The sequence below is a fragment of the Pseudomonas sp. nanlin1 genome (genome assembly GCF_045571515.1).
In the GTDB taxonomy this organism is placed as follows: domain Bacteria; phylum Pseudomonadota; class Gammaproteobacteria; order Pseudomonadales; family Pseudomonadaceae; genus Aquipseudomonas.
Map to the genome: position 1 here is coordinate 1,456,266 of NZ_CP124218.1, position 24,188 is coordinate 1,480,453.

Below are 24,188 nucleotides of genomic sequence, written 5' to 3' on the forward strand. Positions count from 1 at the left end.
CATGCGCGCGTTACCCCTGACAGCGCTAGTGCTCGGTGGATGCCTGAGCGTCGCGGCCCATGCCGAGCCAGACGCCTCACAGTGGTTGAACCGCATGGCAAAAGCCGAGCAGCTGCAAAGCTATCAAGGGACGTTTGTTTACGATCGTAGCGGCAGCTTCTCCACCCATGACATTTGGCACCTGGTGCAAAATGGCAAGGTCAGCGAGAGAGTTCTGCAAATGGACGGGGCCCCATTAGAGATCGTCCGTAGCAACGACCTCACGCAATGTGTCACCGGCTCGCTTGACGCTGGTGTCGACAGCGCGCCCAAGCCCTCCGAGCGCAAGCTTGATCCCCTCAAATTAATGTCCTGGTATGACCTCTCCGTGGCGGGTACTTCCCGTGTAGCGGGGCGTGAGGCTGTGGTGGTCAAGCTGGCGCCGAAGGATCAGTACCGCTTCGGGTTCGAATGGCACCTGGATAAAGCTTCTGCGGTATTGCTCAAATCATTGCTGCTGGATGAAAAAAGCCGTTTGCTGGAGCGTTTCCAGTTCACTCGGCTTAACCCCGTAGCGCCTACACCGGCCCAGCTCCAGCCCAGTGCAGACTGCAAGCCAATTGCAATAGCCGCCCCTGGCGCTGCAAGCCCTTCGGTGGAGCCGGCCTTGGCGCCTTGGCACGCCGAATGGCTGCCCGCGGGCTTTGAGTTAGTGCAAAGCCATATGATCAAAGGGCTTGGCGGGAAGGGGCAGGTAACGCGATTGCTGTACGACGATGGCCTGTCGCGCTTCTCGGTTTTTGTCGAATCACTCAATGGCACCACTTCCAACGATATCCGTACTCAGGTAGGCCCCACGGCAGCGGTTTCGCGCCGTTTGACGACGCCCTCGGGTGAACTGATGGTGACGGTGGTAGGTGAAATCCCGCTGGGCACGGCTGAGCGCATCGCGCTGTCAATGCGCGAGAGAGACGGCGCGGCAAGCCGCTGAAACCCTTGATTTGCGGGAGGCTGGCCGCTTATGCGGATTTCTCCGACACTTACTGCAAAACTTTGTAAGTGGGCTTGAACATGAAAGTTATGTGGCCATTGTTGCAAAAGCTCCCAAATTTTCTTATAGCTCAATACCTCAAAGGGGGGATCTGGTTGGCCCTCGCTGGACCCTCCAGGGTGAGTTATCGTTCGGTGCCAATGCCGGTAGCGGGCGTGTGCTAGCCCCCCATGCTTAACCATGCTCGTTATGAACGGGAGTTGTATGTCAATACCACGTTTCAAATCTTATCTATCCCTATTCGCCGCGCTGCTGATGCTCGGCCAGGTCGCTAATGCCCAGGCCGAGTCCCTGCCGGACTTCACCACGTTGGTGGAGCAGGCCTCACCGGCGGTGGTGAACATCAGTACCACGCAGAAAATGCCCGAGCGTATGGCAGGCAACCAAATGCCTGACCTCGAAGGCCTGCCGCCCATGTTTCGCGAATTTTTCGAGCGCAACATGCCCCGTAGCCCGCAAACGCCCCGTGGTGATCGCCAGCGCGAAGCGCAGTCGCTGGGCTCTGGGTTCATCATTTCCGATGACGGTTACGTGTTAACCAACAACCACGTGATCGCCGATGCCGACGAGATCATCGTTCGGCTGTCCGACCGCAGCGAGTTGAAAGCCAAGCTGGTGGGTACCGACCCGCGCACCGACGTGGCTCTGCTGAAAATCGACGGCAAAAACCTGCCAACGGTGAAGCTGGGTGATTCGGCCAAGTTGAAAGTCGGTGAGTGGGTATTGGCCATCGGTTCGCCGTTCGGCTTTGACCACTCGGTGACCAAAGGTATCGTCAGTGCCAAAGGACGTACCCTGCCCAATGACACCTATGTGCCGTTTATCCAGACCGACGTGGCCATCAACCCGGGCAACTCGGGCGGCCCGCTGTTCAACATGGACGGTGAGGTGGTGGGGATCAACTCGCAGATCTTTACCCGTTCGGGGGGCTTCATGGGCCTTTCGTTCGCCATTCCCATCGACGTCGCGCTGGACGTTTCCAATCAGTTGAAAAAAGACGGGAAGGTCAGCCGCGGTTGGTTAGGTGTTGTGATTCAGGAGGTCAATAAGGACCTCGCCGAGTCGTTCGGCCTGGACAAGCCAGCTGGCGCCCTGGTGGCTCAGGTGATGGAAGACGGCCCAGCCGCCAAAGGTGGTTTGCAGGTAGGCGATGTGATCCTCAGCATCAATGGCCAGCCGATCAACATGTCCGCCGACTTGCCGCATCTGGTGGGTAGCATGAAAGACGGCGCCAAAGCGAAGCTGGAAGTGATTCGCGGTGGCAAGCGGCAAAACCTTGAAGTCACCGTGGGCGCGCTGCCGGATGACGACCAGGTTGCCGCGGGCGGTGCTCCGGGTGCCCCCGAGCGCAGTGCCAACCGCCTAGGCGTTTCCGTTGCCGAGCTGACTGCCGAGCAGCAGAAGGCCCTGGAGCTCAAAGGTGGCGTGGTGATCAAGGAGGTTCAAGATGGCCCGGCGGCGCTGATCGGCCTGCAGCCCGGTGATGTCATCACTCACCTGAACAACCAGGCGATCACCTCGGCCAAAGGCTTTACCGACATCGCCAAAGACCTGCCGAAGAATCGTTCGGTGTCCATGCGCGTGTTGCGCCAAGGGCGAGCCAGCTTCATTACCTTCAAACTGGCGGATTGATCGCACCCGCTACACGTCCTGATCGATGAGCCAAGAGCCCCGGAGAAGTTGCGCCGGGGCTCGCTGCATCAGGGCTTTGCGCCTATGGCTGGCAACTCGTGCCCGCTGCAAGACCCCCTGCCGGGAAAAATCAGGTACAATTCCCGGCTATTTTTCGTTGGGCGTCCGGCCCGCAGCCTTTTCGAGTGTTGACCCGTGAGTGATTTGAGTCATATCCGCAATTTCTCCATCATCGCCCACATCGACCATGGCAAGTCGACCCTGGCCGATCGGTTCATCCAGTTGTGCGGCGGCCTTGCCGATCGCGAGATGGCCGCTCAGGTCCTCGACTCCATGGACCTTGAACGCGAGCGCGGCATTACTATCAAGGCTCACAGCGTCACGCTGCACTACAAAGCCCAGGACGGCAAAACCTACCAGCTGAATTTCATCGATACGCCCGGCCACGTTGACTTCACCTATGAAGTCAGCCGCTCGCTGGCCGCGTGCGAAGGTGCGCTGCTGGTGGTCGATGCCGGCCAGGGTGTCGAGGCGCAATCGGTCGCCAACTGCTATACCGCCATCGAGCAAGGCCTGGAAGTCATGCCGGTGCTGAACAAGATGGACCTGCCCCAGGCAGACCCGGAGCGCGTTAAGGACGAAATCGAGAAGATCATCGGTATCGACGCCACCGACGCCGTGGCGTGCAGCGCCAAAAGCGGCATGGGTGTGCTGGAAGTGCTCGAACGCCTGGTGCACACCATCCCGGCGCCTACCGGCAATATCGAAGACCCTCTGCAGGCTTTGATCATCGACTCGTGGTTCGACAATTACCTGGGCGTGGTCTCCTTGGTGCGCGTACGCCATGGCCGGGTGAAGAAGGGCGACAAGATCCTGGTCAAATCCACCGGCAAGATGCACCTGGTCGACAGCGTCGGCGTGTTTACTCCTAAGCACACAGCCACCGCTGACCTCAAGGCCGGTGAAGTGGGCTTTATCATCGCCAGTATCAAAGACATTCACGGGGCGCCAGTGGGCGACACGCTCACCTTGAGCACCACCCCGAACGTCGAAGTGCTGCCGGGCTTCAAACGCATTCAGCCGCAGGTGTATGCCGGTCTGTTCCCGGTCAGCTCCGACGACTTCGAAGATTTCCGCGAAGCGTTGCAGAAACTCACCCTCAACGACTCCTCCTTGCAATACGCCCCTGAAAGCTCCGACGCCCTAGGCTTTGGCTTCCGTTGCGGGTTCCTGGGCATGTTGCACATGGAGATCATCCAGGAGCGCCTAGAGCGCGAGTACAACCTGGACCTCATCACCACGGCACCCAGCGTTATTTTTGAGGTGGTACTCAAAACCGGCGAAACCATTTACATCGACAACCCGTCGAAGCTTCCGGATATTTCATCTGTCGAAGACTTCCGCGAGCCGATCGTTTCGGCGACTATCCTCGTGCCTCAAGAGCACTTGGGTAACGTCATAACCTTGTGCATCGAAAAGCGCGGCGTGCAACGGGACATGCAGTTCCTCGGCACCCAAGTGCAGGTTCGCTATGACCTGCCGATGAACGAAGTGGTGCTGGACTTCTTCGACCGTCTGAAGTCGACCAGCCGTGGTTACGCTTCGCTGGACTACCATTTCGAGCGTTACCAGTCGGCTAATCTGGTCAAGCTGGATGTGCTGATCAACGGCGACAAGGTCGATGCCCTGGCGTTGATCGTGCACCGCGACAACGCGAACTACAAAGGTCGCGCGTTGACCGAAAAAATGAAGGAGCTGATTCCTCGGCAGATGTTCGATGTAGCGATTCAGGCGGCCATTGGTGGCCAGATCGTCGCGCGGACCACGGTCAAGGCTCTCAGAAAGAACGTACTTGCCAAGTGTTATGGCGGCGACGTCAGCCGTAAACGCAAGCTGCTGGAGAAGCAGAAGGCCGGTAAAAAACGCATGAAGCAGGTGGGTAACGTGGAGATTCCACAAGAAGCCTTCCTCGCCGTGCTCAGGTTGGAATAGTCGGGTCCTATGTCATTTAATTTTCCGCTGTTGCTGGTCATTGCCGTTGCCGTTTGCGGTGTCTTGGCCTTGGTCGATCTGCTGTTCCTGGCCCCGCGTCGGCGCGCCGCTATCGCTACCTACCAAGGCAGTGTGGGCGAGCCGGACCGGGTCGTGGTCGAGCGTTTGAACAAAGAGCCGCTGCTGGTGGAGTACGGTAAATCGTTCTTCCCGGTGCTGTTCATTGTATTGGTGCTGCGCTCGTTCCTGGTCGAACCCTTCCAGATCCCTTCGGGGTCGATGAAGCCGACCCTGGAAGTGGGTGATTTCATCCTGGTGAACAAGTTCTCCTACGGTATTCGCCTGCCGGTCATCGATAAGAAAATTATCGAGATCGGTGACCCGCAACGCGGTGACGTCATGGTCTTCCGTTTCCCCACCGACCCTAACGTCAACTACATCAAGCGTGTGGTGGGGTTGCCGGGCGACCACATTCGCTATACTCGCGACAAGCGCCTGTATGTGAACGACCAGTTGGTGGCAGAGCAATTGCTGGGCACCGAGCAGGGCACGTTAGGCACCGCAGAGCTCTACCAAGAGAAACTCGGCGACGTCGAACACATGATCCGTAAGGAAATGGGCCGTTACCACGCGCCGCCGGACAGCCAGTGGACCGTGCCCACCGGGCACTACTTCATGATGGGCGACAACCGCGACAACTCCAACGACAGCCGCTATTGGGACGACCCCAACATTCCCAAAGAGCTGCTGGGTATGGTCCCGGACCGCAACATTGTCGGTAAGGCCTTTGCCGTCTGGTTGAGCTGGCCGGAGCCGAAACTCAGCCACATGCCGAACCTTTCGCGCGTTGGGCTGATCAAGTAATCGAAGCGGCGCTGTCCTGGACAGCGCCGATTTTGCTTTAGGGCAGATTCCCAAGAAGGGGGCGGGCATGCACGTCAGGGCATCACAGCAGGGCCTATCGCTGCTGGGCACATTGCTCGGCTTGGCGTTTCTGGCGTTTGTGGTCAGTACGGGCTTGAAAGTCGGCCCCCATTATTACGACCACTACACCCTCAAGCGCCTGGTGCAGTCTGCCGGCAAAGACGGTGCGGCGGGGCCCCAGAGCGTGGCTGAATTCTATAGCCATGTCGCGGCCGGCATGCAGGTCAACAATATGCGGGATCTGGATTTGAACAAAGCGTTAAGTGTGACCGTGGAGGGTGATGTGTTCAAAGCCCGCCTCAAGTATGAAAAGCGTGAGCCACTGATCCTCAACCTGGATGTGGTGGCGAAATTCGACGATGAAATCAGTGTGCGTAAACCGTGAGTGTTTCTTTAAGCCGCCTCGAGCGTCAGCTCGGCTATACCTTTAAGGACCAGGAGCTAATGCTGTTGGCCCTTACCCACCGTAGTTTCGCCGGGCGCAACAACGAACGCCTGGAGTTCCTCGGTGATGCCATTCTCAACTTCGTCGCCGGTGAGGCTCTGTTCGATCGCTTCCCGCTGGCCCGTGAGGGGCAGTTGTCGCGCTTGCGTGCGCGCCTGGTCAAGGGCGAGACCCTGGCCTTGCTGGCCCGGGGCTTCGAGTTGGGTGACTACCTGCGCCTGGGCTCAGGTGAGTTGAAGAGCGGCGGTTTTCGCCGTGAGTCGATCCTCGCCGACGCCCTGGAAGCGCTGATCGGCGCGATCTACCTGGATGCGGGCATGGATGCAGCGCGCGAGCGCGTGCTCGCCTGGCTGACCACCGAGTTCGAAAGCGTCAGCCTGGTGGACACCAACAAAGACCCCAAGACCCGCCTACAAGAATACTTGCAGTCGCGTAGCTGCGATTTGCCCCGTTACGAAGTGGTGGATATCCAGGGAAACCCGCATTGCCGAAAGTTTTTCGTCGAATGCGAAGTGACCCTGCTGAACGAAAAAAGCCGAGGCCAGGGCGTCAGTCGACGTATCGCCGAGCAAGTGGCAGCCGCGGCTGCCTTGATCGCCCTGGGCGTGGAGAATGGCAATGACTGATACACCTGTTACCCGCTGTGGCTATGTGGCCATCGTCGGCCGCCCCAACGTCGGCAAATCGACGCTGTTGAACCACATCCTCGGGCAGAAGCTGGCAATCACTTCGCGTAAACCGCAGACCACCCGCCACAACATGTTGGGTATCAAGACCGAGGGCGATATCCAGGCGATCTACGTCGATACCCCTGGTATGCACAAGAGCAACGAAAAAGCGCTCAACCGCTACATGAACAAAACCGCTTCGGCAGCCCTGAAGGACGTCGACGTGGTGATCTTCGTGGTGGACCGCACCAAGTGGACCGACGAAGACCAACTGGTGCTCGAACGCGTTCAGTACGTCCAAGGCCCGGTGATTCTGGCGATCAACAAGACCGATCGCATCGAAGACAAAGCCGAGCTGATGCCGCACCTGGCCTGGTTGCAGGAGCAACTGCCAAACGCCGAGATCGTGCCCATCTCTGCCCAGCACGGGCATAACCTGGACGCCCTGGAGGGGGTGATCGCCCGCGAACTTCCGGAAAACGAGCACTTTTTCCCGGAAGACCAGATCACCGACCGCAGCAGCCGTTTTCTCGCCGCTGAGCTGGTGCGCGAGAAGATCATGCGCCAGTTGGGGGCCGAGCTGCCTTACCAGATCACGGTCGAGATCGAAGAGTTCAAGCAGCAGGGCAAAACCCTGCATATCCACGCCCTGATCCTGGTCGAGCGCGACGGCCAGAAGAAAATCATCATTGGCGACAAAGGCGAGCGCATCAAGCGTATCGGCACCGAGGCGCGCAAAGACATGGAGCTGCTGTTCGACTCCAAGGTTATGCTCAACTTGTGGGTCAAGGTCAAAGGTGGCTGGTCCGACGACGAGCGCGCGCTGCGCTCACTGGGCTACAACGACCAGTAACGCCGGGCAGGGCGGGAAGATCGGGGGCAAGCGGCGTACCGCTTGCCCCCGATTCGTTTTAAACCAAACTCACGGACGCATACCGCCATGCCACCCCTCGACCTGGCTCAGCCGGCTTATGTGCTGCACTCGCGGGCGTACCGAGAAAGCAGCGCCTTGGTGGACTTCCTCACGCCCCAAGGGCGATTGCGGGCAGTTCTGCGCAGCGCCCGGGGCAAGGCCGGCACCCTGGCCCGGCCATTCGTACCGCTGGAAGTGGAGTTCCGCGGGCGCGGTGAGCTGAAGAACGTCGGCCGTATGGAAAGCGCCGGCGTCGCCACCTGGCTGGTCGGTGACGCCTTGTTCAGTGGGCTTTACCTCAATGAGCTGTTGATTCGCCTGCTCGCCGCCGAAGACCCCCACCCACAAGTTTTCGAGCACTACGCGGCCACCCTGGTGGCGCTGGCGGCAGGGCGCCCGCTGGAGCCGCTGCTGCGATCATTCGAGTGGCGCTTGTTGGATGCCCTGGGCTACGGCTTTGCCCTGTCCGAGGACATCCACGGCGAGCCGATCGCCGCAGATGGCCGCTATCGTCTGCAGGTGGACGCTGGTTTGGAGCGAGTCGAACTGATTCAGCCCGGTTTATTCCACGGCACTGAACTATTAGCCATGGCCGAGGCCGACTGGTCGACGGTAGGCGCCCTGGCCGCCGCCAAACGCTTGATGCGCCAGGCACTGGCTGTGCACCTGGGCGGCAAGCCGTTGGTGAGCCGCGAGCTGTTTCGCAAGCCTTGAGCGAGTATCCTGTCAGCCTTCACTCGCATTCACTTCGGGGACCGTTTCCGTGACCACCAGCAATCGCATCCTTCTTGGCGTCAATATCGATCATGTGGCCACTTTGCGCCAGGCCCGTGGTACGCGCTACCCCGACCCGGTCAAGGCCGCGCTGGACGCCGAGGAAGCGGGCGCCGACGGCATCACCGTGCACCTGCGCGAGGATCGCCGGCATATCCAGGAGCGCGACGTGGAACTGCTCAAACAGGTGCTGCAGACGCGCATGAACTTCGAGATGGGCGTTACCGAGGCCATGCTGGCCTACGCCGAACGGCTGCGCCCGGCGCACGTTTGCCTGGTGCCGGAGACTCGCCAGGAGTTGACCACCGAGGGTGGTCTAGACGTAGCAGGGCAGGAAGAGCGCATCCGCGCGGCCGTGCAACGTCTGAGTCAGGCCGGCTGTGAGGTATCGCTGTTCATCGACGCCGATGAGCGGCAAATCGCCGCGTCTCAGCGCGTAGGCGCCCCAGCCATCGAACTGCACACCGGCCGCTATGCCGATGCGCAAACCCCCTCTGAGGTGGCCGACGAGCTACAGCGCATCATCGATGGCGTCAGCTTTGGCCTGGGGCAAGGGTTGATCGTCAATGCTGGCCATGGCTTGCATTACCACAACGTCGAGGCGGTGGCTGCCATCAAGGGCATCAACGAACTGAACATCGGCCACGCATTGGTGGCCCATGCCTTGTTCGTTGGCTTCAAGGCGGCCGTGGCCGAAATGAAGGCTTTGATTACCCGCTAAGGCCCGTCTGCCGAGGCCTCAAGGCACGAACGGCAGGTCGCGTTTGTGCTGGGTCTTGTCGTAGGTGCTGACAATAATGTCGTAAGCCTCAGGGCTAACCGCTTCGCCCTGCAGAAAGGCATCGATTTGCGCGTAGGTCACCCCATGGGCGTCTTCATCGGGCTTGCCAGGGCGCAGCTCTTCGAGGTCGGCCGTGGGCACCTTGGCCACCAGCTTCTGCGGCGCGCCTAGGTGCTCGGCGATGCTGCGAACCTGGCCTTTGACCAGGCCACTGAGGGGCGCCAGGTCGCAGGCACCGTCGCCGAACTTGGTGAAGAAGCCCATCACTGCTTCGGCGGCGTGGTCAGTGCCGATCACCAGGCCGTTGTTGGCATTGGCGATGGTGTACTGCGCAACCATGCGGATTCGTGCTTTGGCGTTGCCTATCACGAAGTCACGGCGGGCGTCGGTGAGGCCATGCAGGTGCGCGACCTGCTCGGACAAGCCTGATACCGCACCGGCAATATTGACGGTGTCTTCTACGTCGGCGCGGATAAACGCCATGGACGCCGCGGCATCGGCTTCATCGTGCTGTACGTTGTAGGGCAGGCGCACGGCGATGAATTGATAGCCCTGGTCGCCGGTTTCTGCCCTGAGCTCTTCAACGGTCAGTTGCGCCAGGCGCCCGGCAGTCAGGGAGTCGACGCCCCCGCTGATGCCCAGCACCAGCACCTTGACCCCGGCGTTGTGCAGGCATTGCTTGATAAACGCCTTGCGCCGTTCGACTTCAGCGCTCAAGGCGGCAGTGTCTGCAAACGGTGGCACCACGCCTAAAGCCTTGGCGATTTCAGCTTGACGATTGCTCATGGCGAACTCCTCATGTTCAAGATATTCAGGCGCGGCGTTGCGGGGCCCTGGTTGCGAGAGGCAAGCTTACAATGTTTGCCCGGTGCTGTGCCGCGTTGGCCGGCTATTTCCGCGCTTTGATCACCGCGCGCATCGGCGCGGGCAGGCCTTCGACGGTCTTGCTGGGGTCGTTCGGGTCGAGGAAGTCCGCGAGCGACTGGTAGCGCATCCACGGGGTGCTGCGCTGTTCGTCCAGCGTGGTCACGCTGACGTCCACGCAGGTGACGTCGCTAAACCCGGCGCGCCGCAGCCAGCGCTCTAGGGCTGGCACCGAGGGCAGGTACCACACATTACGCATCTGCGCGTAGCGGTCCTCGGGCACCAGCACCTGGTTGACATCGCCCTCTATGACCAAGGTCTCTAGCACCAGTTCGCCGCCTTTGACCAGGCAGTCCTTGAGGGCCAGCAGGTGCTCGATGGGCGAGCGCCGGTGGTAGAACACGCCCATGGAAAACACCGTGTCGAAGCCTTCCAGGTTAGGCGGCAGGTCTTCCAGGGCGAACGGCAGATGCCAGGCAGGCAACTGCGGCAGGTAGCGTTGTACCGCCTGAAACTGGCAGAAGAACAGCCAGTTGGGGTCGACGCCAATCACGCAGTCGGCCCCGGCCCCGAGCATTCGCCACTGGTAATAGCCGTTGCCGCAACCGACATCCAGCACGCGCTTGCCGTGTAAGTTGAGGTGGGGCGCCACCCGCGCCCATTTCCAGTCCGAGCGCCATTCGGTGTCGACGTGCACGCCGAACAGGTCGAACGGGCCTTTGCGCCAGGGCGACAAGCCCATCAAGGCATCGTGCAGGCGTTGGCGCGTGGCGGCGTCGGCTGGGCAGTCCAGGCGCAGGCCGGCGCTGAGGTCGACCTCGCTGGGTTGCAGGGCGGGGAGGGCGTCCAGGGCGCTCTGCCAACGGGCCAGGTCACCATGACCCTTGGCCATCTTGCGGTCCAGCTGCGCTTGCAAACCGTTGGCCCAGTCAGCCAAAGGGGTGTCCGCCAGGCGGCGGGCCAGGGGGCTCAGGTCGATCATGGCAGGGCAATCATCGACGCAAAATTCAGGCATTGGAACCACGGCACCACCTGGCTGAAGCCAGCGGCCAATAGCCGTTCGCGGTGCTCCGTCAGGCTGTCGGGCTTCATCACGTTCTCGATGGCGCTGCGCTTTTGCGCGATTTCCAGGTCGCTGTAGCCATTGGCGCGCTTGAAGGCGATGTGCAGGTCAGTCAGTAACGCCTGATCGCCAGCCTGTTCGAAGCGCAATTTCTCGGACAGAATCAGCGCGCCCCCCGGCACCAGTGCTTGGCGGATGCGAGTCAGCAGGGCCAGGCGTTGCTCGGGCGCGATGAACTGCAGGGTGAAGTTCAGCGCCACCACCGAGGCGGGCTTGAAGTTCAGCTTGAGAATATCGCCTTCCACGACCTGCACCGGCAATAACTCCTGAAACATGGAATTCTGTGCGTTGAGGTACTCGCGGCAGCGTTCGACCATGGCCTGAGCGTTGTCCACCGCTACCACGTCGCAGCCTTCGCTGCGCACATGGCGGCGTAGCGCTTGGGTCACTGCGCCTAACGAGCTGCCCAGGTCATACAGGGTGGTGTGCGGCTGCGCGAACTGGGCGGCCAGTACCCCGAGGTTTTCGACGATGGTCGGGTAACCCGGCACGGAGCGCTTGATCATATCGGGGAAGACCCGAGCCACGTCTTCATTGAAGGCGAAATCAGGCACCTCGGCCAAGGGCTGGGCGAACAAGCGGTCGGGGGGTTGTCTCACGGGTGGGTCCAGGGTTGACGGCGACGCGGGGCGCGCATTTTAGCGGATAGGCTTGAGCCTGTAAAAGCACCCGCTGAACCGCCAGGCGGCACGCCTGCAGGTGTTTCTCTCAATCCACCTCGACCGCACACTCAAAGGTTTCCACTGGTTTCACCTCTAGGGCCCAGGGTTGTTGCAGCACCAACAGCAATTTGCCTTGCCCGGCCGTTTGCGCCCTGAAGCGCCATACCGATTGCCCCGCAGCGCCCACTACGCCTGCATCTTCCGGGTTGCTGTAGACCTCCGGGCCCAGGCTGCGCAGTACGTTGCCTGCCGGCTCCCGCACCTGCCAGCGGTAACCGGTGGTGGGCGTGCTGGGCAGAATCAGGGTGATGCTCTGGCCTACGTTCAGGCGCACGGGGCATTGAGCCTGCTTTTCCAGGGTCACGCTGTGGCGCGGTTGACTGGAGCAAGCGGCCAGCAAGGCGAAACTCAGGACAACGAGGGGGCGGTAGGCGGTCATGGTGACTCCAGACGAACGGCAATCGCCTCAGCATAACCGAAGATGGCCGTGACGCCACGCACCTGCATGGCCGAGGGACGGCCATGCAGTCAAACGAGGGTCAGAAAAGTATCTTCGCTACGTCGGCAAAGCGCTTGGCGAAGTGTACGGTCATGCCCTCTTTGAGGTAGTCCGGCAGCTCGTCGAAACTGCCGCGGTTGGGTTCTGGCAGGATCAACTCGAAGATCTTCTGCCGCCGCGCCGCGATCACTTTTTCCCGCACCCCACCGATGGGCAGTACGTGGCCGGTTAAGGTCAGCTCGCCGGTCATGGCGACGCCTTTTTTCGGCGCTTGGTCGCGGGCCAGGGACAACAAGGCACTGGCCATGGTCACCCCGGCGCTGGGGCCGTCCTTGGGGGTGGCCCCTTCAGGCACGTGGAGGTGCACGAACGCTTCATCGAAGAAAGCGGCGTCGGCCCCGAACTGCTTGAGGTTGGCGCTGACGTAGCTGTAGGCAATCTCTGCCGACTCCTTCATCACTTCGCCCAACTGGCCGGTCAGCTTGAAACCGCGGTTGAGCGTGTGAATGCGGGTCGCTTCGATCGGCAGGGTCGCACCGCCCATGCTGGTCCAGGCCAGGCCGGTAATGACCCCTTTGCCCGAGAGCACCTGCTCGCTGCGGAACACCGGCATGCCCAGGGAGGCCTCCAGGTCCTTATTGCCCAGCTTGATCGGCTTGTCGGGGTTGTCGATCAGATGCACCACGGCTTTGCGCACCAGTTTGCCCAATTGTTTTTCCAATTGCCGCACACCGGCTTCGCGGGCATAGCCGTCGATGACGCTGCGCAGGGCGCCGTCGGTGATGCTCAAGCGGTTTTTGTCCACGCCCGCCTTGGCCAGTTGTTTCGGCCAGAGGTGGCGCTTGGCGATGGCCATCTTCTCTTCGGTGATATAGCCCGACAGGCGAATCACTTCCATACGGTCCAACAGCGGGCCGGGGATCGAATCCAGGGTGTTGGCGGTGCACACGAACAACACTTTGGAAAGGTCCAGGCGCAGGTCCAGATAATGGTCGAGGAAGTCGACGTTCTGTTCCGGGTCCAGGGTTTCCAGCAGCGCCGAGGCCGGATCACCTTGGAAGCTCTGGCCCATCTTGTCGATCTCATCGAGCATGATCACCGGGTTCATGACTTCGACGTCTTTGAGCGCCTGCACCAATTTGCCCGGCTGCGCGCCGATGTAGGTCCGGCGGTGGCCTTTGATCTCTGCCTCGTCGCGCATACCGCCTACGCTGAAGCGGTAGAACGGCCTGCCCAGGGATTCGGCGATGGACTTGCCGACGCTGGTTTTACCCACCCCTGGCGGTCCCACCAGCAGCACGATAGAACCGCTGATTTCGCCCTTGTAAGCGCCCACTGCGAGGAATTCGATGATGCGCGTCTTGATATCGTCCAGCCCCGCGTGGTGCTGGTCGAGCACCTTACGCGCGTGCTTGAGGTCGAGTTTGTCTTTACCGAACACGCCCCATGGCAGCGCAGTGGCCCAGTCGAGGTAGTTGCGCGTGACCGCGTATTCCGGTGAGCCGGTTTCCAGGATCGAGAGTTTTTGCATTTCCTCATCGATACGCTTTTGCGCGGGGGCGGGCAGGGTTTTGTTTTCCAAGCGTTGCTGGAACTGCTCGATATCAGCGCTGCGGTCGTCTTTGGTCAGCCCCAATTCCTGTTGGATGACCTTGAGCTGCTCTTTGAGGAAGAATTCGCGCTGGTGCTCGCCGATCTGGCGGTTCACCTCTGCGGAGATCTCCTTTTGCAGCCGCGCGACTTCAACTTCCTTGCGCAACATGGGCAATACTTTTTCCATGCGTTTGAGCATGGGCACGCAATCGAGCACCTGTTGCAGCTCGACACCGGTGGCCGAAGTCAACGCCGCGGCGAAGTCGGTCAAAGGTGAAGGGTCGTTGGGGCTGAAGCGGTTTAAATAGTTTTTCAACTCTTCGCTGTACAGCGGGTTCAGCGGCAGTAGCTCTTTGATCGCATTGATCAGGGCCATACCGTACGCCTTGACCTCATCGGTAGGCTCGGTGGGCTGATGCGGGTATTCCACTTCTACCAGATAAGGCGGGCGATGGTGCTTGAGCCAGGTGCGGATGCGCACACGGGAGAGGCCCTGGGCCACGAATTGCAGTTTGCCGTTTTCGCGGCTGGCGTGGTGGATTTTGACCAGCGTGCCATACAGCGGAAGGGCCGAGGTGTCGAAGTGGCGCGGGTCTTCCTGGGGCGAGTCCATAAAGAACAGCGCCAGCGAGTGGTGCGGCTCCTTGGCCACCAGGTCGAGGGTCTCCGCCCAAGGCTCTTCGTTGACGATCACCGGCAACACTTGCGCGGGGAAGAACGGCCGATTATGGATGGGGATCACGTAGACCTTGTCAGGCAGGTTCTGCCCCGGCAGGGCCAGCTCGGTACTGGAATGGCTGGAGTGCTCGATGTGCTCGTTGTCGCTGTGTTCTTGCTGGTCGCTCATGTGGCACCTGCGTTATTGACTATGGTGGTTAGATGGGGCGTACGCGTAAGGGTTTCAATGGCACCTCCAGCTTTACTGAATACGGACGATAACCTGAGCAAGACCGATGCTTGCTCTCAGGAAGGGATGTGGTGTTTGCATGTTGAAAATTTTTGCCTGTCGCGTGGTGGGCGCGCTTGCTTTGACGCTCAGCGCCGGGGCCCTGGCGGGGCCCGTGCAATTTCAAGTCACCGACCAGTTGGGCCAACCCCTGGCCAATGCGGTGGTGACGCTCCAGGGCCCGGCCCAGGGTGCCGACCAGCCAGGTACCGCGAGCATGGACCAGGTGCGCCAGCAATTCGCGCCCCAGGTGCTGGCGGTTCGTACGGGCACCCGGGTGACCTTCCCCAATCGGGACAATATCCGTCATCAGGTGTATTCGTTTTCCGCGCCAAAACGTTTCGAATTGCGTCTGTACGAAGGCACCCCCACCGAGCCTGAGTTGTTCGACAAGCCTGGGGTGGTGGTGCTCGGCTGCAACATCCACGATTGGATGCTCGGTTATATCTATGTCACCAATGACCCGTGGTTCGCGGTCAGCGATGCCAATGGCCGAGTGGATTTCAGCCGCCTGCCCAATGGCCAGTTCACCACCACCTTCTGGCACCCGCGCAGCGCCGACATGCAGCCCATGGCTGGCGAGCCGCTGAGCGTCAGTGACGCCGCGCAGCAACGGCAGGTGAAGTTGACCGTCAGCCAGGCCCCGGCCGAAGGGGTTGCGGAGCCTGCGCACAGTGCGTTCAGTGCGGCGTTCGACGAGGCCGCCAGTGAAACTGCGAAGTAGCTTCCAGGCACGCATTGCCTGCGTCTTGGTGTTACTGCTGTTGGTGGTGATACTGGCGCTGACCGTGGCTGTTAAGTTCGCCACCGGCGATGCTGTGCGCGCCCAGGCCAGCGAGCAGTTGCAAGTGGGCGCCCGGGTGTTCGAACGGCTTTTGGATTTTCGCGGCAAACGCCTGCGCGACGGCGTGCAGTTGTTGTCGGCGGATTTCGGTTTTCGCGATGCGGTGGCCAGTGGTGACTCTGAAACCATTCGCTCGGCCCTGCTGAACCACGGTGCGCGCATTGGTGCCAGCGATATGTTTCTGCTGGGCATGGACGGCACGGTCATGGCCAGTACGGTCGCCAGCGTGACGGCGGGCAGCGCGTTCCCCTACGACCGGGCCATGCGCGAGAGCCGGCGGAAAAACCAGTCGATGTTGATCGTGCCCTTCGAAGGCCGCCCGCATTTGTTGGTGGAAGCTTCGGTCATGGCACCGTTGCCCATTGCGCGGGTGGTGATGGGCTTCAGCATGGACGAGCTGCTCGCCCAGGAATTGCGTACGCTGACCAACTTGCAGGTGTCGTTCCTTTCGGTCCAAGACCAGCAACCGGGGCAGTTGGTCAGCACCCAACCGGCGGAGCTGTTTCCTAGCCTGACCCAATGGATGCTCGACCCCAATAACCTCGCCAGCCCCGTATCCCTGGCCCAACTGGGCGGCGCCGCTTACCTCAGTCGTACCGTGCAACTGGCCAGTTCTGCGGACAATGGCGGCGCCCAGGTGATCGCCTTACTGCAAAGCCCCTTGGACGAAGCGCTGCACGCGTTTGTGGGGCTGGATCGAACCATTTTCGGCATTGCCCTGGCGGCATTGCTGGCGTCGTTAGTTGGTGCATTGTTGCTGGCCCGTAGTGTGTCGCAGCCGGTGCAGATGCTCGCCGAAGCGGCCGGGCGGATCGGCCAGGGTGACTACCAGACCCCCGTCCTGCTAGAGCGCAGCGACGAGCTAGGGGTGTTGGCCCGGGCGATAAACTCCATGCAGTCGGGTATCGCTCAACGCGAAAGCCAGTTGGCCCACAACGCGCTGCACGACCGCCTTACCGGCTTGCCCAACCGGGCTCTGGCCATGGAGCGGCTCGGCAGTGCCATTGCGGCCGAACGGCCAATGGCGCTGGTGTATGTAACCATCGATAACCTGGGGGCCTATAACGAAAACGGTGGTCCGGACTTTATCGACAAAATGCTTCAACACATCGGCCAGAGCCTGCTGCGCCAGCTGCGCCCGGGCGATACCGTGGCGCACTTGGTGGCTAACGAATTTCTGGTCTTGCTCGAAAACGTCGCCAGTGACACCGCCGTGGCCCTGGCCGACCGCATTCAGCACATCTTGCTCAAGCCCCAGCGGGTCAATGGCCACGACGTAGCCCTGGATTGCCGCTTCGGCATCGCCGCTTACCCCGAGCACGGCTTGACCGGCGAACAGTTGCTCGAGCGCGCGGCGATTACCAGCCGCGACGCCGCCGCGCTGCCGGGGCGCTTGCAGGTTTACCAGGATGGGCGCGACCTGGCCCATCAACGGCAGATCCGCTTGATCCGAGACCTGCGCCATGCCGCCGTGAATGGTGAATTGTCGTTGCACTACCAACCCAAACTGGACATCCGCAATCACCAGGTCACCCAGGCCGAAGCCCTTCTGCGTTGGATGCACCCACAACTGGGCAGTATCTCACCGGGGGAATTCATCGAACTGGCCGAGCGCACGGGCAGCATTCAAATCCTCACCCGCTGGGTGATCGAAGAGGGTATTCGCCAGCTCAGCGAGTGGAGCCGACGCGGCCTGTTCGTGCAGTTGTCGCTGAACATTTCTGCCGACGACCTGCTGGGTCACGAGTTGGTGGAAAAGGTCATGCGCTTATTGCGCCACTACCAAGTGAGCGCGGCTCAGTTGATTTTCGAGATTACCGAGAGCGCGGTGATGCGCGAGCCCGAGGCGGCACTCAAGGTACTGAATAATTTGCGCGACTGCGGCATCAGCCTGTCAGTGGACGATTTCGGCACCGGCTACTCGTCGCTTGCCCACCTTAAGCGCCTGCCGGTGCAGGAGTTGAAGATCGACCAGTCCTTCGTGCGGGACTTGGATGAAACCAGCGAAGACGCGGTGATCGTGCGTTCCACCATCGAAATGAGCCACAACCTGGGGCTCAAAGTGGTCGCTGAGGGCGTCGAGTATGCCCATAGCTTGCGCCTGCTGGAAAGTTGGCACTGCGACACGGCGCAGGGCTACTTGATCAGCCGGCCCTTGACCGCATTGGCCTTCGAGGCCTGGATCAAACAACCCTTGGTAAACCATTCGGTACAGGTGCACTGATGGCGATGCTTTCTAAGCGCAGTCTTTTGCTGGCGCTCTCAAGCGTGGCCGTGCTCAGCACTGCCGCTGTACAGGCCGACAACGGTCGTTTGCTGGCCACGGGCGGGGCTACCAGCGTGGAAGGCGCCGCCGGGGGCGGCATCATCCCTTGGGCGGTACTGGCCGGTTACGCTGAGGAGGGCGAATGGGGCTCCACGGTGTTCGCCACCCGCGTGGAGTTACCGGACTACCGCCTGGACGCCGTGGGCATGGCCGCCAGCTATGGCAACCGCGTGGAAGTTTCCTACGCCCGGCAACGCCTCGACCTCGGCTCGTTAGTGAACAAACTCGGCTTGCCTGAAGACAGCCTCAGCCAGGATGTACTGGGCCTTAAGGTGCGGTTGTTTGGCGATTTGATTTACGACAACTTGCCGCAGGTGTCCCTCGGCCTGCAATACAAACGGCAGAAAGACTTCCTGATCCCCAGCCTGGTAGGCGCCCAGCGCGACGAAGATGTCGAGGGCTACCTGGCAGCCAGCCGCTTGTTCATGGGCGCCGCCTTTGGTTACAACCTGCTGGTCAACGGCAACCTGCGCTACAGCCGTGCCAACGAAGTGGGCTTGCTCGGTTTTGGCGGCGACCGCCGTGACCGCCGCAGTGTGCTTAAAGAAGGTTCTGTCGCCGTGCTGTTCAACCCGCGCTGGGCGTTGGGTGTGGAATACCGGGAGAAACCCGACAATTTGTCATTCGCCGGTGAAAGCGATTGGGCCGACCTGTTTCTGGGTTACTTCCCGAACAAGCATGTCTCGGTGGTGTTGGCGTATGCCCGCCTGGGGGAAATCGCCACGCTGGATCACCAGAACGGCACGTATCTGTCTATCCAGGGGGCCTTCTGATATGCGTGCCTTGCTCATCGTAACCCTGCTGTTTCTCAGCGCCTGCAGCACCTCCCGGCCACCCGTGGACGATAGCCTTTACCAGGGGCTTGGGCAAAAGGCCGGGATCACCCGGATAGTCGAAGGCATGTTGCTCAACGTCGCCCGCGACCCACGTATCGTCGCGCATTTTCGCAATGTGAACATTGCGCTATTGCGCCAGCACCTGATCGACAAATTCTGCGCTGAGGCAGGTGGCCCCTGTACTTACAAGGGCGACAGCATGGCCGAAGCCCATAAGGGGCAGAACATTTCCCGCAGTGAGTTCAATGCTTTGGTAGAAGACCTGATCAAGGCCATGGAGGCCGAGCAGGTGCCGGTGCCGGTACAGAACCGCTTCCTGGCGCGCCTGGCGGCGCAGCGTGGTGAGGTCATCGAAAAATAAACAGACATCACGTGGGTGTTCGGGGATTTGTTTTTGTAGGGGGCGAAAGATCGGGGGCAAGCCCCCTCCTACGAGCCGCCGACCGTAGGAGGGGGTCTTGCCCCCGAGCTCCGCGTTACGGCCGAGCGTTATTTGGGCAGCGCGAAGGCCATCACGTAATCCCCCTGGCGAGTGCCCAGCGAACCGTGTCCGCCGGCCATCACCAGGACATATTGGCGGCCATCTTTGCCGGTGTAGGTCATTGGCGTCGTTTGCCCACCGGCCGGCAGGCGGCCTTCCCACAGAGTCTTGCCGTTTTTCACGTCATAGGCGCGTAGGTATTGGTCCAAGGTGCTGCTTAGGAAACCTACACCGCTGGCGGTGGTAATGGTGCCACCCAGGCTCGGCACGCCCATGGTCAATGGCAACGGCACGGGTGAGCTGTCGCGCACGGTACCGTTCTTGTGCTTCCAAATAACCTTATGGGTGGTCAGGTCGATGGCGGCCATGTAACCCCAAGCCGGTGCCTGGCAAGGCAGGCCGACCGGCGACAGCATCGGCTCTAAAATCACCCCATAAGGTGCGCCTTTATTGGGTTGTACCCCCTCGGTCTCACTTTTACGGCCAGGCCCGGCATCGGCTTCGGCCCGGGGTACCAGCTTGGAAGTGAAGGCCATGTAGTTAGGGTTGACCAAGGCGATCTGGCGAACCGGGTCGACCGAGATACCGCCCCAATCGAATACCCCAAAGTTACCCGGGTAGACGATCGAGCCCTGCAGCGACGGCGGCGTGTAGATACCTTCGTAGCGCAGCGACTTGAAATTGATCCGGCAGAGCATCTGATCGAACGGGGTCACGCCCCACATGTCCTGCTCCGTCAGCGTCGGCGGCATCATGTTCAGCTCAGACATCGGTTGCGTCAGTGAGGTGAAATCGCCTTCTACCGCGCCTTGCGGAACCGGTGTTTCGTGGATAGGCACGATGGGCTCACCGGTGCTGCGGTCCAGCACATAGATGCTGCCCTGTTTGGTCGACGCCAACAGCGCCGGCTTAACGCCTTGGGCGGTGTTCAGCTCCATCAGGGTTGGCTGGCCGCCGACGTCCATGTCCCACAGATCGTGGTGGGTGAATTGCTGGGTCCAGCGCACGCGGCCGGTGTCGATGTCCAGCGCGGTGACACCTGACGCGTACTTCTCCGACTCGGGCGTGCGGTTGCCGCCCCATTGGTCGGGCATCTGGTTGCCCATGGGCAGGTACAGCATGCCCAGTTTTTCGTCCACGGCGAACATGGACCACATGTTCGGTGAGTTGCGTGTGTAGGTCTTGTCGGCGGCAATGGGGGCGGTGTCGTCCGGGTTACCGCTGTCCCAGTTCCATACCAAGTGGCCATCGCGCACGTCATAGGCGCGGATCACCCCAGATGGCTCATCGACCGATACGTTATCGGTCACGTGGCCGCCGATCACCACCAAATTGCGGGTCACCGCCGGCGGCGAGGTGGAATAGTAGCCACCTGCTGCGAAACTGCCGATATTCGCCGTGAGGTCGATCTGGCCTTTGTTGCCGAAGTCTTCACACATTTTGCCGGTATCGGCGTTGAGGGCGATCAGGCGGGTATCGGCCGTTGGCAGGAAGATGCGCCGAGGGCAGGCGCTGGCAGTAGGAGCGGGGCTTTGCTGGCTGGCGTCGGCGGCGTAGGCGGCTTCGTCGTGATAAGACACGCCACGGCAGGTCATATGGGCCCAGCCCTTGAAGTTCTCAGCGTTCTGGGTGCTGAGTTTCGGGTCGAAGCGCCAGATCTCCTTGCCGGTATCTGGGTCCAGGGCGATCACTTGGCTGTGGGGCGTGCAGACATAGAGCATGCCATTGACCTTCAGCGGGGTGTTTTCCGCCGTGGTTTCACCCGGATCGTTCGGGCCTGGAATATCGCCAGTGCGGAAGGTCCAAGCGGGCGTAAGCTGGCTGACGTTCTGCGGGGTAATCTCGGCCAGGGGCGAATAGCGGTCGCCGAACGCCGTGCGGCCATAGGACTGCCAGTCGCCGTCGGGCATTTTCGGGGCGGTATTTTGCGCGCCGGACACCTGGCCGCGCTGCAGCTCGCCGGGCATTTCACCGGGGTTGGTGAACTGGCTGGCCAGTGCACATACACCCGCCAGGACCACCGCGACACCCAAAGTGCCGGTGGCCAGTGGTGCAGGCTTGCTAGCCAACAGGGGCTTGCGCCACCAGGGTAGGAGCAAAACGATACCCAAGGCGAACCACAGCGCCAGGCGCGGCACCAGTTCCCACCAGCTCAGGCCGACTTCCCACAGTGCCCAGAAGGTGCTGGCCAGTAACACGATGGCGTACACCCCCAGCGCCGCGCCACGGCCGAGCAGCAACAGGACGCCGGTAAGCGCCACGCCCAAGCCTGCCAACAGGTAGTAAAGCGAGCCGTCGAGTGTGACCAACTTGATGCCGCCGGCCACCAAGGCCAAGCCCATCAGTAGCATGACCAGGCCAAGTAAGCTCGGCAGCAAACGCGCGCCGCGCCAAGCACCATGAGTGCCCATAATCCGTTTCTCCATCGTGTTTAAGCTGTTTAATCTAGGTAGGACGTTTCCTGCCTCAGTGTGTTTAAGGGTGCTTCAGGTGCCGATAAGTTTCAGTGGTAAGCGCAATATTCAGCCTCAGTGCTTTTCGAGCAGCGACTGCTCAGCTAAGGTGCGCGCACTTTTCAGCCAAGGGGCACGGCATGAACGACTCCAACCACGACCCGCTGCACGGCGTCACGCTTGAGCAAATCCTCACCGCACTGGTTGCGCACTACCAGTGGCAAGGCCTGGCCGAGCTGATTGACATACGCTGTTTCAAAAGTGATCCGTCGATCAAATCCAGCCTGACCTTTCTACGCAAGACCCCTTGGGCGCGGGAAAAAGTCGAACGCCTGTATGTGAAGTTGCAGCGTGGCAAGCGCAGTTGAAACCTTTGCTCTCACCCCGTTGGTTGCTCTACACCCAAGCCAGCGCCGCCATTGCTTGGGGCGCTCTGGCACTGCAGCTGTACCTGGTGCTGTGGGTGCGCTGGCAAGAGCAGGCCAGCCTGGTCGGCGGGCTGGTGCATTTCTTCAGCTATTTCACCATTCTCACCAATACGGCGGTGGCGACCACCTTGAGCTGTGCCCTGAGCCGGCGTCGGTCGCTACTGTGCGATTTCTTCCGCCAGCCTGTGACGGTGGCCGGGGTGGCCACAAGCATTGCAGTCGTCGGCATCGCCTACAGCCTGTTACTGCGCGACGTGTGGCAGCCGCAGGGGCTGCAGTGGCTCGCCAATGAATGCCTGCACGACATACTACCGGTCGTGTTTGGCGTCTATTGGTGGGCCTGCGTGCCCAAAGGCTATCTGCGTGCGTGGCACGTGTTGGCCTGGGCGGTCTACCCCTTCGCGTATTTTCTGTGGATCATGCTGCGCGGCCAAGTGATTGGGGTGTATCCGTACCCCTTCGTCGATGTGGACGCACTCGGCTGGGGCCAGGTGCTGATCAACGCCTGTGCCATTTTGCTCGGCTTCGCCGCCGTGGCCTCGGCCTTTGTCTTGCTGGACCGCCGCCTGGCGCGTGCGGCCAAGGCTTGAGGGTCATGCGCTTTCGCTGTCCGTGTGGCGCCAATATCCGGCGGCTTTGACCGCTGAGTCATCCAGGCCATGGTGCTCCAACAGCACCTTGCGCAAGCGCCGCGATAGCGCTGCTTCAGTGGCCACCCAGGCATACAGGGGGCCGGCGGGGAGCGTCAGGCGCTCAACGCTGTGCAGTAGGTCATCGCCGTTGCGCAGCACCCAGGTGACTTCCACCTGAGCAGCACTTTGCAGTGGCTGGCGCTCCTGTTCGTTGGCAATTTCGATCAGCACCCGGGCGTGGCGGTTCGCGGGCAATTCTTCCAGGCGCCGGGCAATCGCCGGGATGGCCGTTTCGTCGCCAATCAGCAAATAGTGGTCGAACACGTCCGGTACGATCATTGACCCGCGCGGGCCGCCCATGTGCAAAAACTGGCCGGGCTCGGCCTGGGCCGCCCAGGTCGCGGCGGGGCCGTCGCCATGCAAAACGAAATCGATGTCCAGCTCGCCGGCCTGCAAGTCAATACGGCGCGGCGTGTAGTCGCGCATGTCCGGTTTCGCCTCGCCTTCATTGGAAGCACCGAGGCGCATGTTTTCCAGAGTGGCCTGTTGCTCGGGGGTGCTGGCGAACATCAGCTTGATGTGGTCGTCGCTGCCCTGGCTGATGAAACCGGCCAGTTCCGTACCCCCCAGGGTGATGCGGCGCATGCCGGGGGTCAGTTGTTCGACGCGCAGCACCTGCAAACGCCGACGCTTGATCTCGTGCATGACGCGATGAATGCCATACGGGTTATCGGAGTTCATGCTGTTGCCTCCTCGGGCGGGTTGGCGCCATCGACAATAGCGCGGGCGGTCTGGTTGAGCAGGTCGCTGACCCGGGTGATTTCCTCGGGGTTCCAGCGGCCATGGTGCAGTTGCAGGGCATGGCGTACGTTGTGCACCGCTTCGTGGATTTGCGCGGGGCGTTCATGCCCACGCAATGAGCGCTTGCTGACGTCGATACGGTTGCGCACGCCTTCCAGGGCAACGGCCTGTTCCGTCAATGACGCTTGGCCTGCGTGCGTCACGCTGTAGCGCTTTTTGCCAGCCTGGGCATCCCCCAGGATCATCTCGCTTTCTTCGAGAAAGGTCAGGGTCGGGTAGATCACACCAGGGCTGGGGCTATAGGCGCCGTCGAACATGCCTTCAATCTGGCGGATCAGGTCGTAGCCGTGGCAGGGTTGTTCGGCGATCAGGGCCAATAGCAATAATTTCAAATCGCCAGGGGCGAAGACCCTGGGGCCGCGGCCGCCACGTTCGCGGCCCGGACGTTTTTCCAAGCCGTCGTGGCCATCGCCGAATTCCCGGGGGCGGTGGTGAGGAGGGTGATGTTCTTTCATGAGGGATGTCTCTTGCGGGTTTAGAT

22 protein-coding genes and 2 pseudogenes are annotated in these 24,188 nt (G+C 61.1%); 16 read left to right on the forward strand and 8 right to left on the reverse strand.

From position 1 onward, the window contains the following. Position 1 precedes the first annotated feature (1 nt). The 9 genes from QCL65_RS06785 to pdxJ all read left to right on the forward strand — a co-directional run bounded on the left by QCL65_RS06785 (position 2) and on the right by pdxJ (position 9,099). On the forward strand, positions 2–970 hold the full coding sequence (locus tag QCL65_RS06785; protein ID WP_407315484.1) for a MucB/RseB C-terminal domain-containing protein: 969 nt from the start codon (positions 2–4) through the stop codon (positions 968–970). A 315-nt stretch (positions 971–1,285) separates the two neighbouring features. Then, a complete protein-coding gene (locus QCL65_RS06790; RefSeq protein WP_407316721.1) occupies positions 1,286–2,662 on the forward strand; it encodes a DegQ family serine endoprotease in 1,377 nt (458 codons plus the stop codon). A 195-nt stretch (positions 2,663–2,857) separates the two neighbouring features. Then, on the forward strand, positions 2,858–4,654 hold the full coding sequence (gene lepA / locus QCL65_RS06795) for a translation elongation factor 4 (RefSeq protein WP_407315485.1): 1,797 nt from the start codon (positions 2,858–2,860) through the stop codon (positions 4,652–4,654). A 9-nt stretch (positions 4,655–4,663) separates the two neighbouring features. After that, a complete protein-coding gene (gene lepB, locus QCL65_RS06800) occupies positions 4,664–5,518 on the forward strand; it encodes a signal peptidase I (RefSeq protein WP_407315486.1) in 855 nt (284 codons plus the stop codon). Positions 5,519–5,585: 67 nt separating this feature from the next. Next, positions 5,586–5,963, forward strand: a complete 378-nt coding sequence (locus QCL65_RS06805; RefSeq protein ID WP_407315487.1) for a DUF4845 domain-containing protein — start codon at positions 5,586–5,588, stop codon at positions 5,961–5,963. Continuing rightward, a complete protein-coding gene (gene rnc, locus QCL65_RS06810; RefSeq protein WP_407315488.1) occupies positions 5,960–6,649 on the forward strand; it encodes a ribonuclease III in 690 nt (229 codons plus the stop codon). Before QCL65_RS06805 ends, rnc begins: the two co-directional genes overlap by 4 nt. After that, on the forward strand, positions 6,642–7,544 hold the full coding sequence (era, locus tag QCL65_RS06815) for a GTPase Era (protein ID WP_407315489.1): 903 nt from the start codon (positions 6,642–6,644) through the stop codon (positions 7,542–7,544). Before rnc ends, era begins: the two co-directional genes overlap by 8 nt. 87 nt (positions 7,545–7,631) lie before the next feature. Continuing rightward, on the forward strand, positions 7,632–8,318 hold the full coding sequence (gene recO / locus QCL65_RS06820; RefSeq protein ID WP_407315490.1) for a DNA repair protein RecO: 687 nt from the start codon (positions 7,632–7,634) through the stop codon (positions 8,316–8,318). A gap of 49 nt (positions 8,319–8,367) precedes the next feature. Continuing rightward, a complete protein-coding gene (gene pdxJ, locus QCL65_RS06825; protein WP_407315491.1) occupies positions 8,368–9,099 on the forward strand; it encodes a pyridoxine 5'-phosphate synthase in 732 nt (243 codons plus the stop codon). Between the two features lie 18 nt (positions 9,100–9,117). On the opposite strand, the gene nadE is transcribed toward pdxJ, so the two are convergent. The 5 genes from nadE to lon all read right to left on the reverse strand — a co-directional run bounded on the left by nadE (position 9,118) and on the right by lon (position 14,747). Next, positions 9,118–9,945, reverse strand: coding sequence for an ammonia-dependent NAD(+) synthetase (nadE, locus tag QCL65_RS06830; RefSeq protein ID WP_407315492.1), 828 nt, complete (start codon positions 9,943–9,945; stop codon positions 9,118–9,120). 103 nt (positions 9,946–10,048) lie between these two features. Further along, complete coding sequence (gene cmoB, locus QCL65_RS06835) at positions 10,049–11,005, reverse strand: tRNA 5-methoxyuridine(34)/uridine 5-oxyacetic acid(34) synthase CmoB (RefSeq protein ID WP_407315493.1); 957 nt, start codon at positions 11,003–11,005, stop codon at positions 10,049–10,051. Then, positions 11,002–11,745 carry a carboxy-S-adenosyl-L-methionine synthase CmoA gene (gene cmoA, locus QCL65_RS06840; protein ID WP_407315494.1) on the reverse strand — a complete coding sequence of 248 codons (744 nt, stop codon included), beginning with the start codon at positions 11,743–11,745 and terminating at the stop codon, positions 11,002–11,004. The genes cmoB and cmoA overlap by 4 nt, the downstream gene beginning before the upstream one ends. 109 nt (positions 11,746–11,854) lie before the next feature. After that, positions 11,855–12,247, reverse strand: coding sequence for a protease inhibitor I42 family protein (locus tag QCL65_RS06845; RefSeq protein WP_407315495.1), 393 nt, complete (start codon positions 12,245–12,247; stop codon positions 11,855–11,857). A gap of 100 nt (positions 12,248–12,347) precedes the next feature. Then, positions 12,348–14,747 (reverse strand): endopeptidase La, encoded by a 2,400-nt coding sequence (gene lon / locus QCL65_RS06850; protein WP_407315496.1) that lies wholly within the window; start codon positions 14,745–14,747, stop codon positions 12,348–12,350. A 139-nt stretch (positions 14,748–14,886) separates the two neighbouring features. Between lon and QCL65_RS06855 the strand changes: the two genes are divergently transcribed. The 5 genes and pseudogenes from QCL65_RS06855 to QCL65_RS06875 all read left to right on the forward strand — a co-directional run bounded on the left by QCL65_RS06855 (position 14,887) and on the right by QCL65_RS06875 (position 19,213). After that, positions 14,887–15,570 carry a methylamine utilization protein gene (locus tag QCL65_RS06855; RefSeq protein ID WP_407315497.1) on the forward strand — a complete coding sequence of 228 codons (684 nt, stop codon included), beginning with the start codon at positions 14,887–14,889 and terminating at the stop codon, positions 15,568–15,570. Further along, positions 15,554–16,187 (forward strand): annotated as a pseudogene (locus QCL65_RS06860) (cache domain-containing protein); the annotation flags it as partial. The gene QCL65_RS06855 and the pseudogene QCL65_RS06860, both read left to right, overlap by 17 nt. A gap of 104 nt (positions 16,188–16,291) precedes the next feature. Then, a pseudogene (locus tag QCL65_RS06865) lies at positions 16,292–17,914 on the forward strand (putative bifunctional diguanylate cyclase/phosphodiesterase); the annotation flags it as partial. 5 nt (positions 17,915–17,919) lie between these two features. Beyond that, the gene (locus tag QCL65_RS06870; protein ID WP_407316723.1) at positions 17,920–18,789 is read left to right on the forward strand and encodes a DUF3034 family protein; all 870 of its coding nucleotides are present in this window, start codon (positions 17,920–17,922) and stop codon (positions 18,787–18,789) included. A 1-nt stretch (position 18,790) separates the two neighbouring features. Further along, the gene (locus QCL65_RS06875) at positions 18,791–19,213 is read left to right on the forward strand and encodes a group 1 truncated hemoglobin (RefSeq protein ID WP_407315499.1); all 423 of its coding nucleotides are present in this window, start codon (positions 18,791–18,793) and stop codon (positions 19,211–19,213) included. Positions 19,214–19,341: 128 nt separating this feature from the next. Here QCL65_RS06875 and QCL65_RS06880 read toward each other — a convergent pair whose 3' ends face one another. Then, positions 19,342–21,744, reverse strand: a complete 2,403-nt coding sequence (locus QCL65_RS06880) for a glucose/quinate/shikimate family membrane-bound PQQ-dependent dehydrogenase (RefSeq protein ID WP_407315500.1) — start codon at positions 21,742–21,744, stop codon at positions 19,342–19,344. A 182-nt stretch (positions 21,745–21,926) separates the two neighbouring features. Here QCL65_RS06880 and QCL65_RS06885 point away from each other — a divergent pair, with 182 nt between their 5' ends. Further along, a complete protein-coding gene (locus QCL65_RS06885; protein ID WP_407315501.1) occupies positions 21,927–22,154 on the forward strand; it encodes a VF530 family DNA-binding protein in 228 nt (75 codons plus the stop codon). Beyond that, positions 22,151–22,804, forward strand: a complete 654-nt coding sequence (locus QCL65_RS06890) for a Pr6Pr family membrane protein (RefSeq protein WP_407315502.1) — start codon at positions 22,151–22,153, stop codon at positions 22,802–22,804. The genes QCL65_RS06885 and QCL65_RS06890 overlap by 4 nt, the downstream gene beginning before the upstream one ends. Before the next feature lie 3 nt (positions 22,805–22,807). On the opposite strand, the gene QCL65_RS06895 is transcribed toward QCL65_RS06890, so the two are convergent. Together QCL65_RS06895 and QCL65_RS06900 are read right to left on the reverse strand one after the other, a co-directional pair. Further along, on the reverse strand, positions 22,808–23,587 hold the full coding sequence (locus tag QCL65_RS06895; protein ID WP_407315503.1) for a siderophore-interacting protein: 780 nt from the start codon (positions 23,585–23,587) through the stop codon (positions 22,808–22,810). After that, the gene (locus QCL65_RS06900) at positions 23,584–24,162 is read right to left on the reverse strand and encodes a PadR family transcriptional regulator (protein ID WP_407315504.1); all 579 of its coding nucleotides are present in this window, start codon (positions 24,160–24,162) and stop codon (positions 23,584–23,586) included. The genes QCL65_RS06895 and QCL65_RS06900 overlap by 4 nt, the downstream gene beginning before the upstream one ends. Positions 24,163–24,188 lie beyond the last annotated feature (26 nt).

Bases quoted from the DNA above. Each gene is read 5' to 3' on its own strand.
- QCL65_RS06875 (WP_407315499.1), top strand. From the start codon at position 18,791: ATGCGTGCCTTGCTCATCGTAACCCTGCTGTTTCTCAGCGCCTGCAGC.
- lon (WP_407315496.1), bottom strand. From the start codon at position 14,747: ATGAGCGACCAGCAAGAACACAGCGACAACGAGCACATCGAGCACTCC.
- era (WP_407315489.1), top strand. From the start codon at position 6,642: ATGACTGATACACCTGTTACCCGCTGTGGCTATGTGGCCATCGTCGGC.
- QCL65_RS06880 (WP_407315500.1), bottom strand. From the start codon at position 21,744: ATGGGCACTCATGGTGCTTGGCGCGGCGCGCGTTTGCTGCCGAGCTTA.
- recO (WP_407315490.1), top strand. From the start codon at position 7,632: ATGCCACCCCTCGACCTGGCTCAGCCGGCTTATGTGCTGCACTCGCGG.
- QCL65_RS06845 (WP_407315495.1), bottom strand. From the start codon at position 12,247: ATGACCGCCTACCGCCCCCTCGTTGTCCTGAGTTTCGCCTTGCTGGCC.
- QCL65_RS06855 (WP_407315497.1), top strand. From the start codon at position 14,887: ATGTTGAAAATTTTTGCCTGTCGCGTGGTGGGCGCGCTTGCTTTGACG.
- cmoB (WP_407315493.1), bottom strand. From the start codon at position 11,005: ATGATCGACCTGAGCCCCCTGGCCCGCCGCCTGGCGGACACCCCTTTG.
- QCL65_RS06870 (WP_407316723.1), top strand. From the start codon at position 17,920: ATGCTTTCTAAGCGCAGTCTTTTGCTGGCGCTCTCAAGCGTGGCCGTG.
- QCL65_RS06900 (WP_407315504.1), bottom strand. From the start codon at position 24,162: ATGAAAGAACATCACCCTCCTCACCACCGCCCCCGGGAATTCGGCGAT.
- nadE (WP_407315492.1), bottom strand. From the start codon at position 9,945: ATGAGCAATCGTCAAGCTGAAATCGCCAAGGCTTTAGGCGTGGTGCCA.
- QCL65_RS06895 (WP_407315503.1), bottom strand. From the start codon at position 23,587: ATGAACTCCGATAACCCGTATGGCATTCATCGCGTCATGCACGAGATC.
- QCL65_RS06790 (WP_407316721.1), top strand. From the start codon at position 1,286: ATGCTCGGCCAGGTCGCTAATGCCCAGGCCGAGTCCCTGCCGGACTTC.
- lepB (WP_407315486.1), top strand. From the start codon at position 4,664: ATGTCATTTAATTTTCCGCTGTTGCTGGTCATTGCCGTTGCCGTTTGC.
- QCL65_RS06805 (WP_407315487.1), top strand. From the start codon at position 5,586: ATGCACGTCAGGGCATCACAGCAGGGCCTATCGCTGCTGGGCACATTG.
- QCL65_RS06885 (WP_407315501.1), top strand. From the start codon at position 21,927: ATGAACGACTCCAACCACGACCCGCTGCACGGCGTCACGCTTGAGCAA.
- QCL65_RS06785 (WP_407315484.1), top strand. From the start codon at position 2: ATGCGCGCGTTACCCCTGACAGCGCTAGTGCTCGGTGGATGCCTGAGC.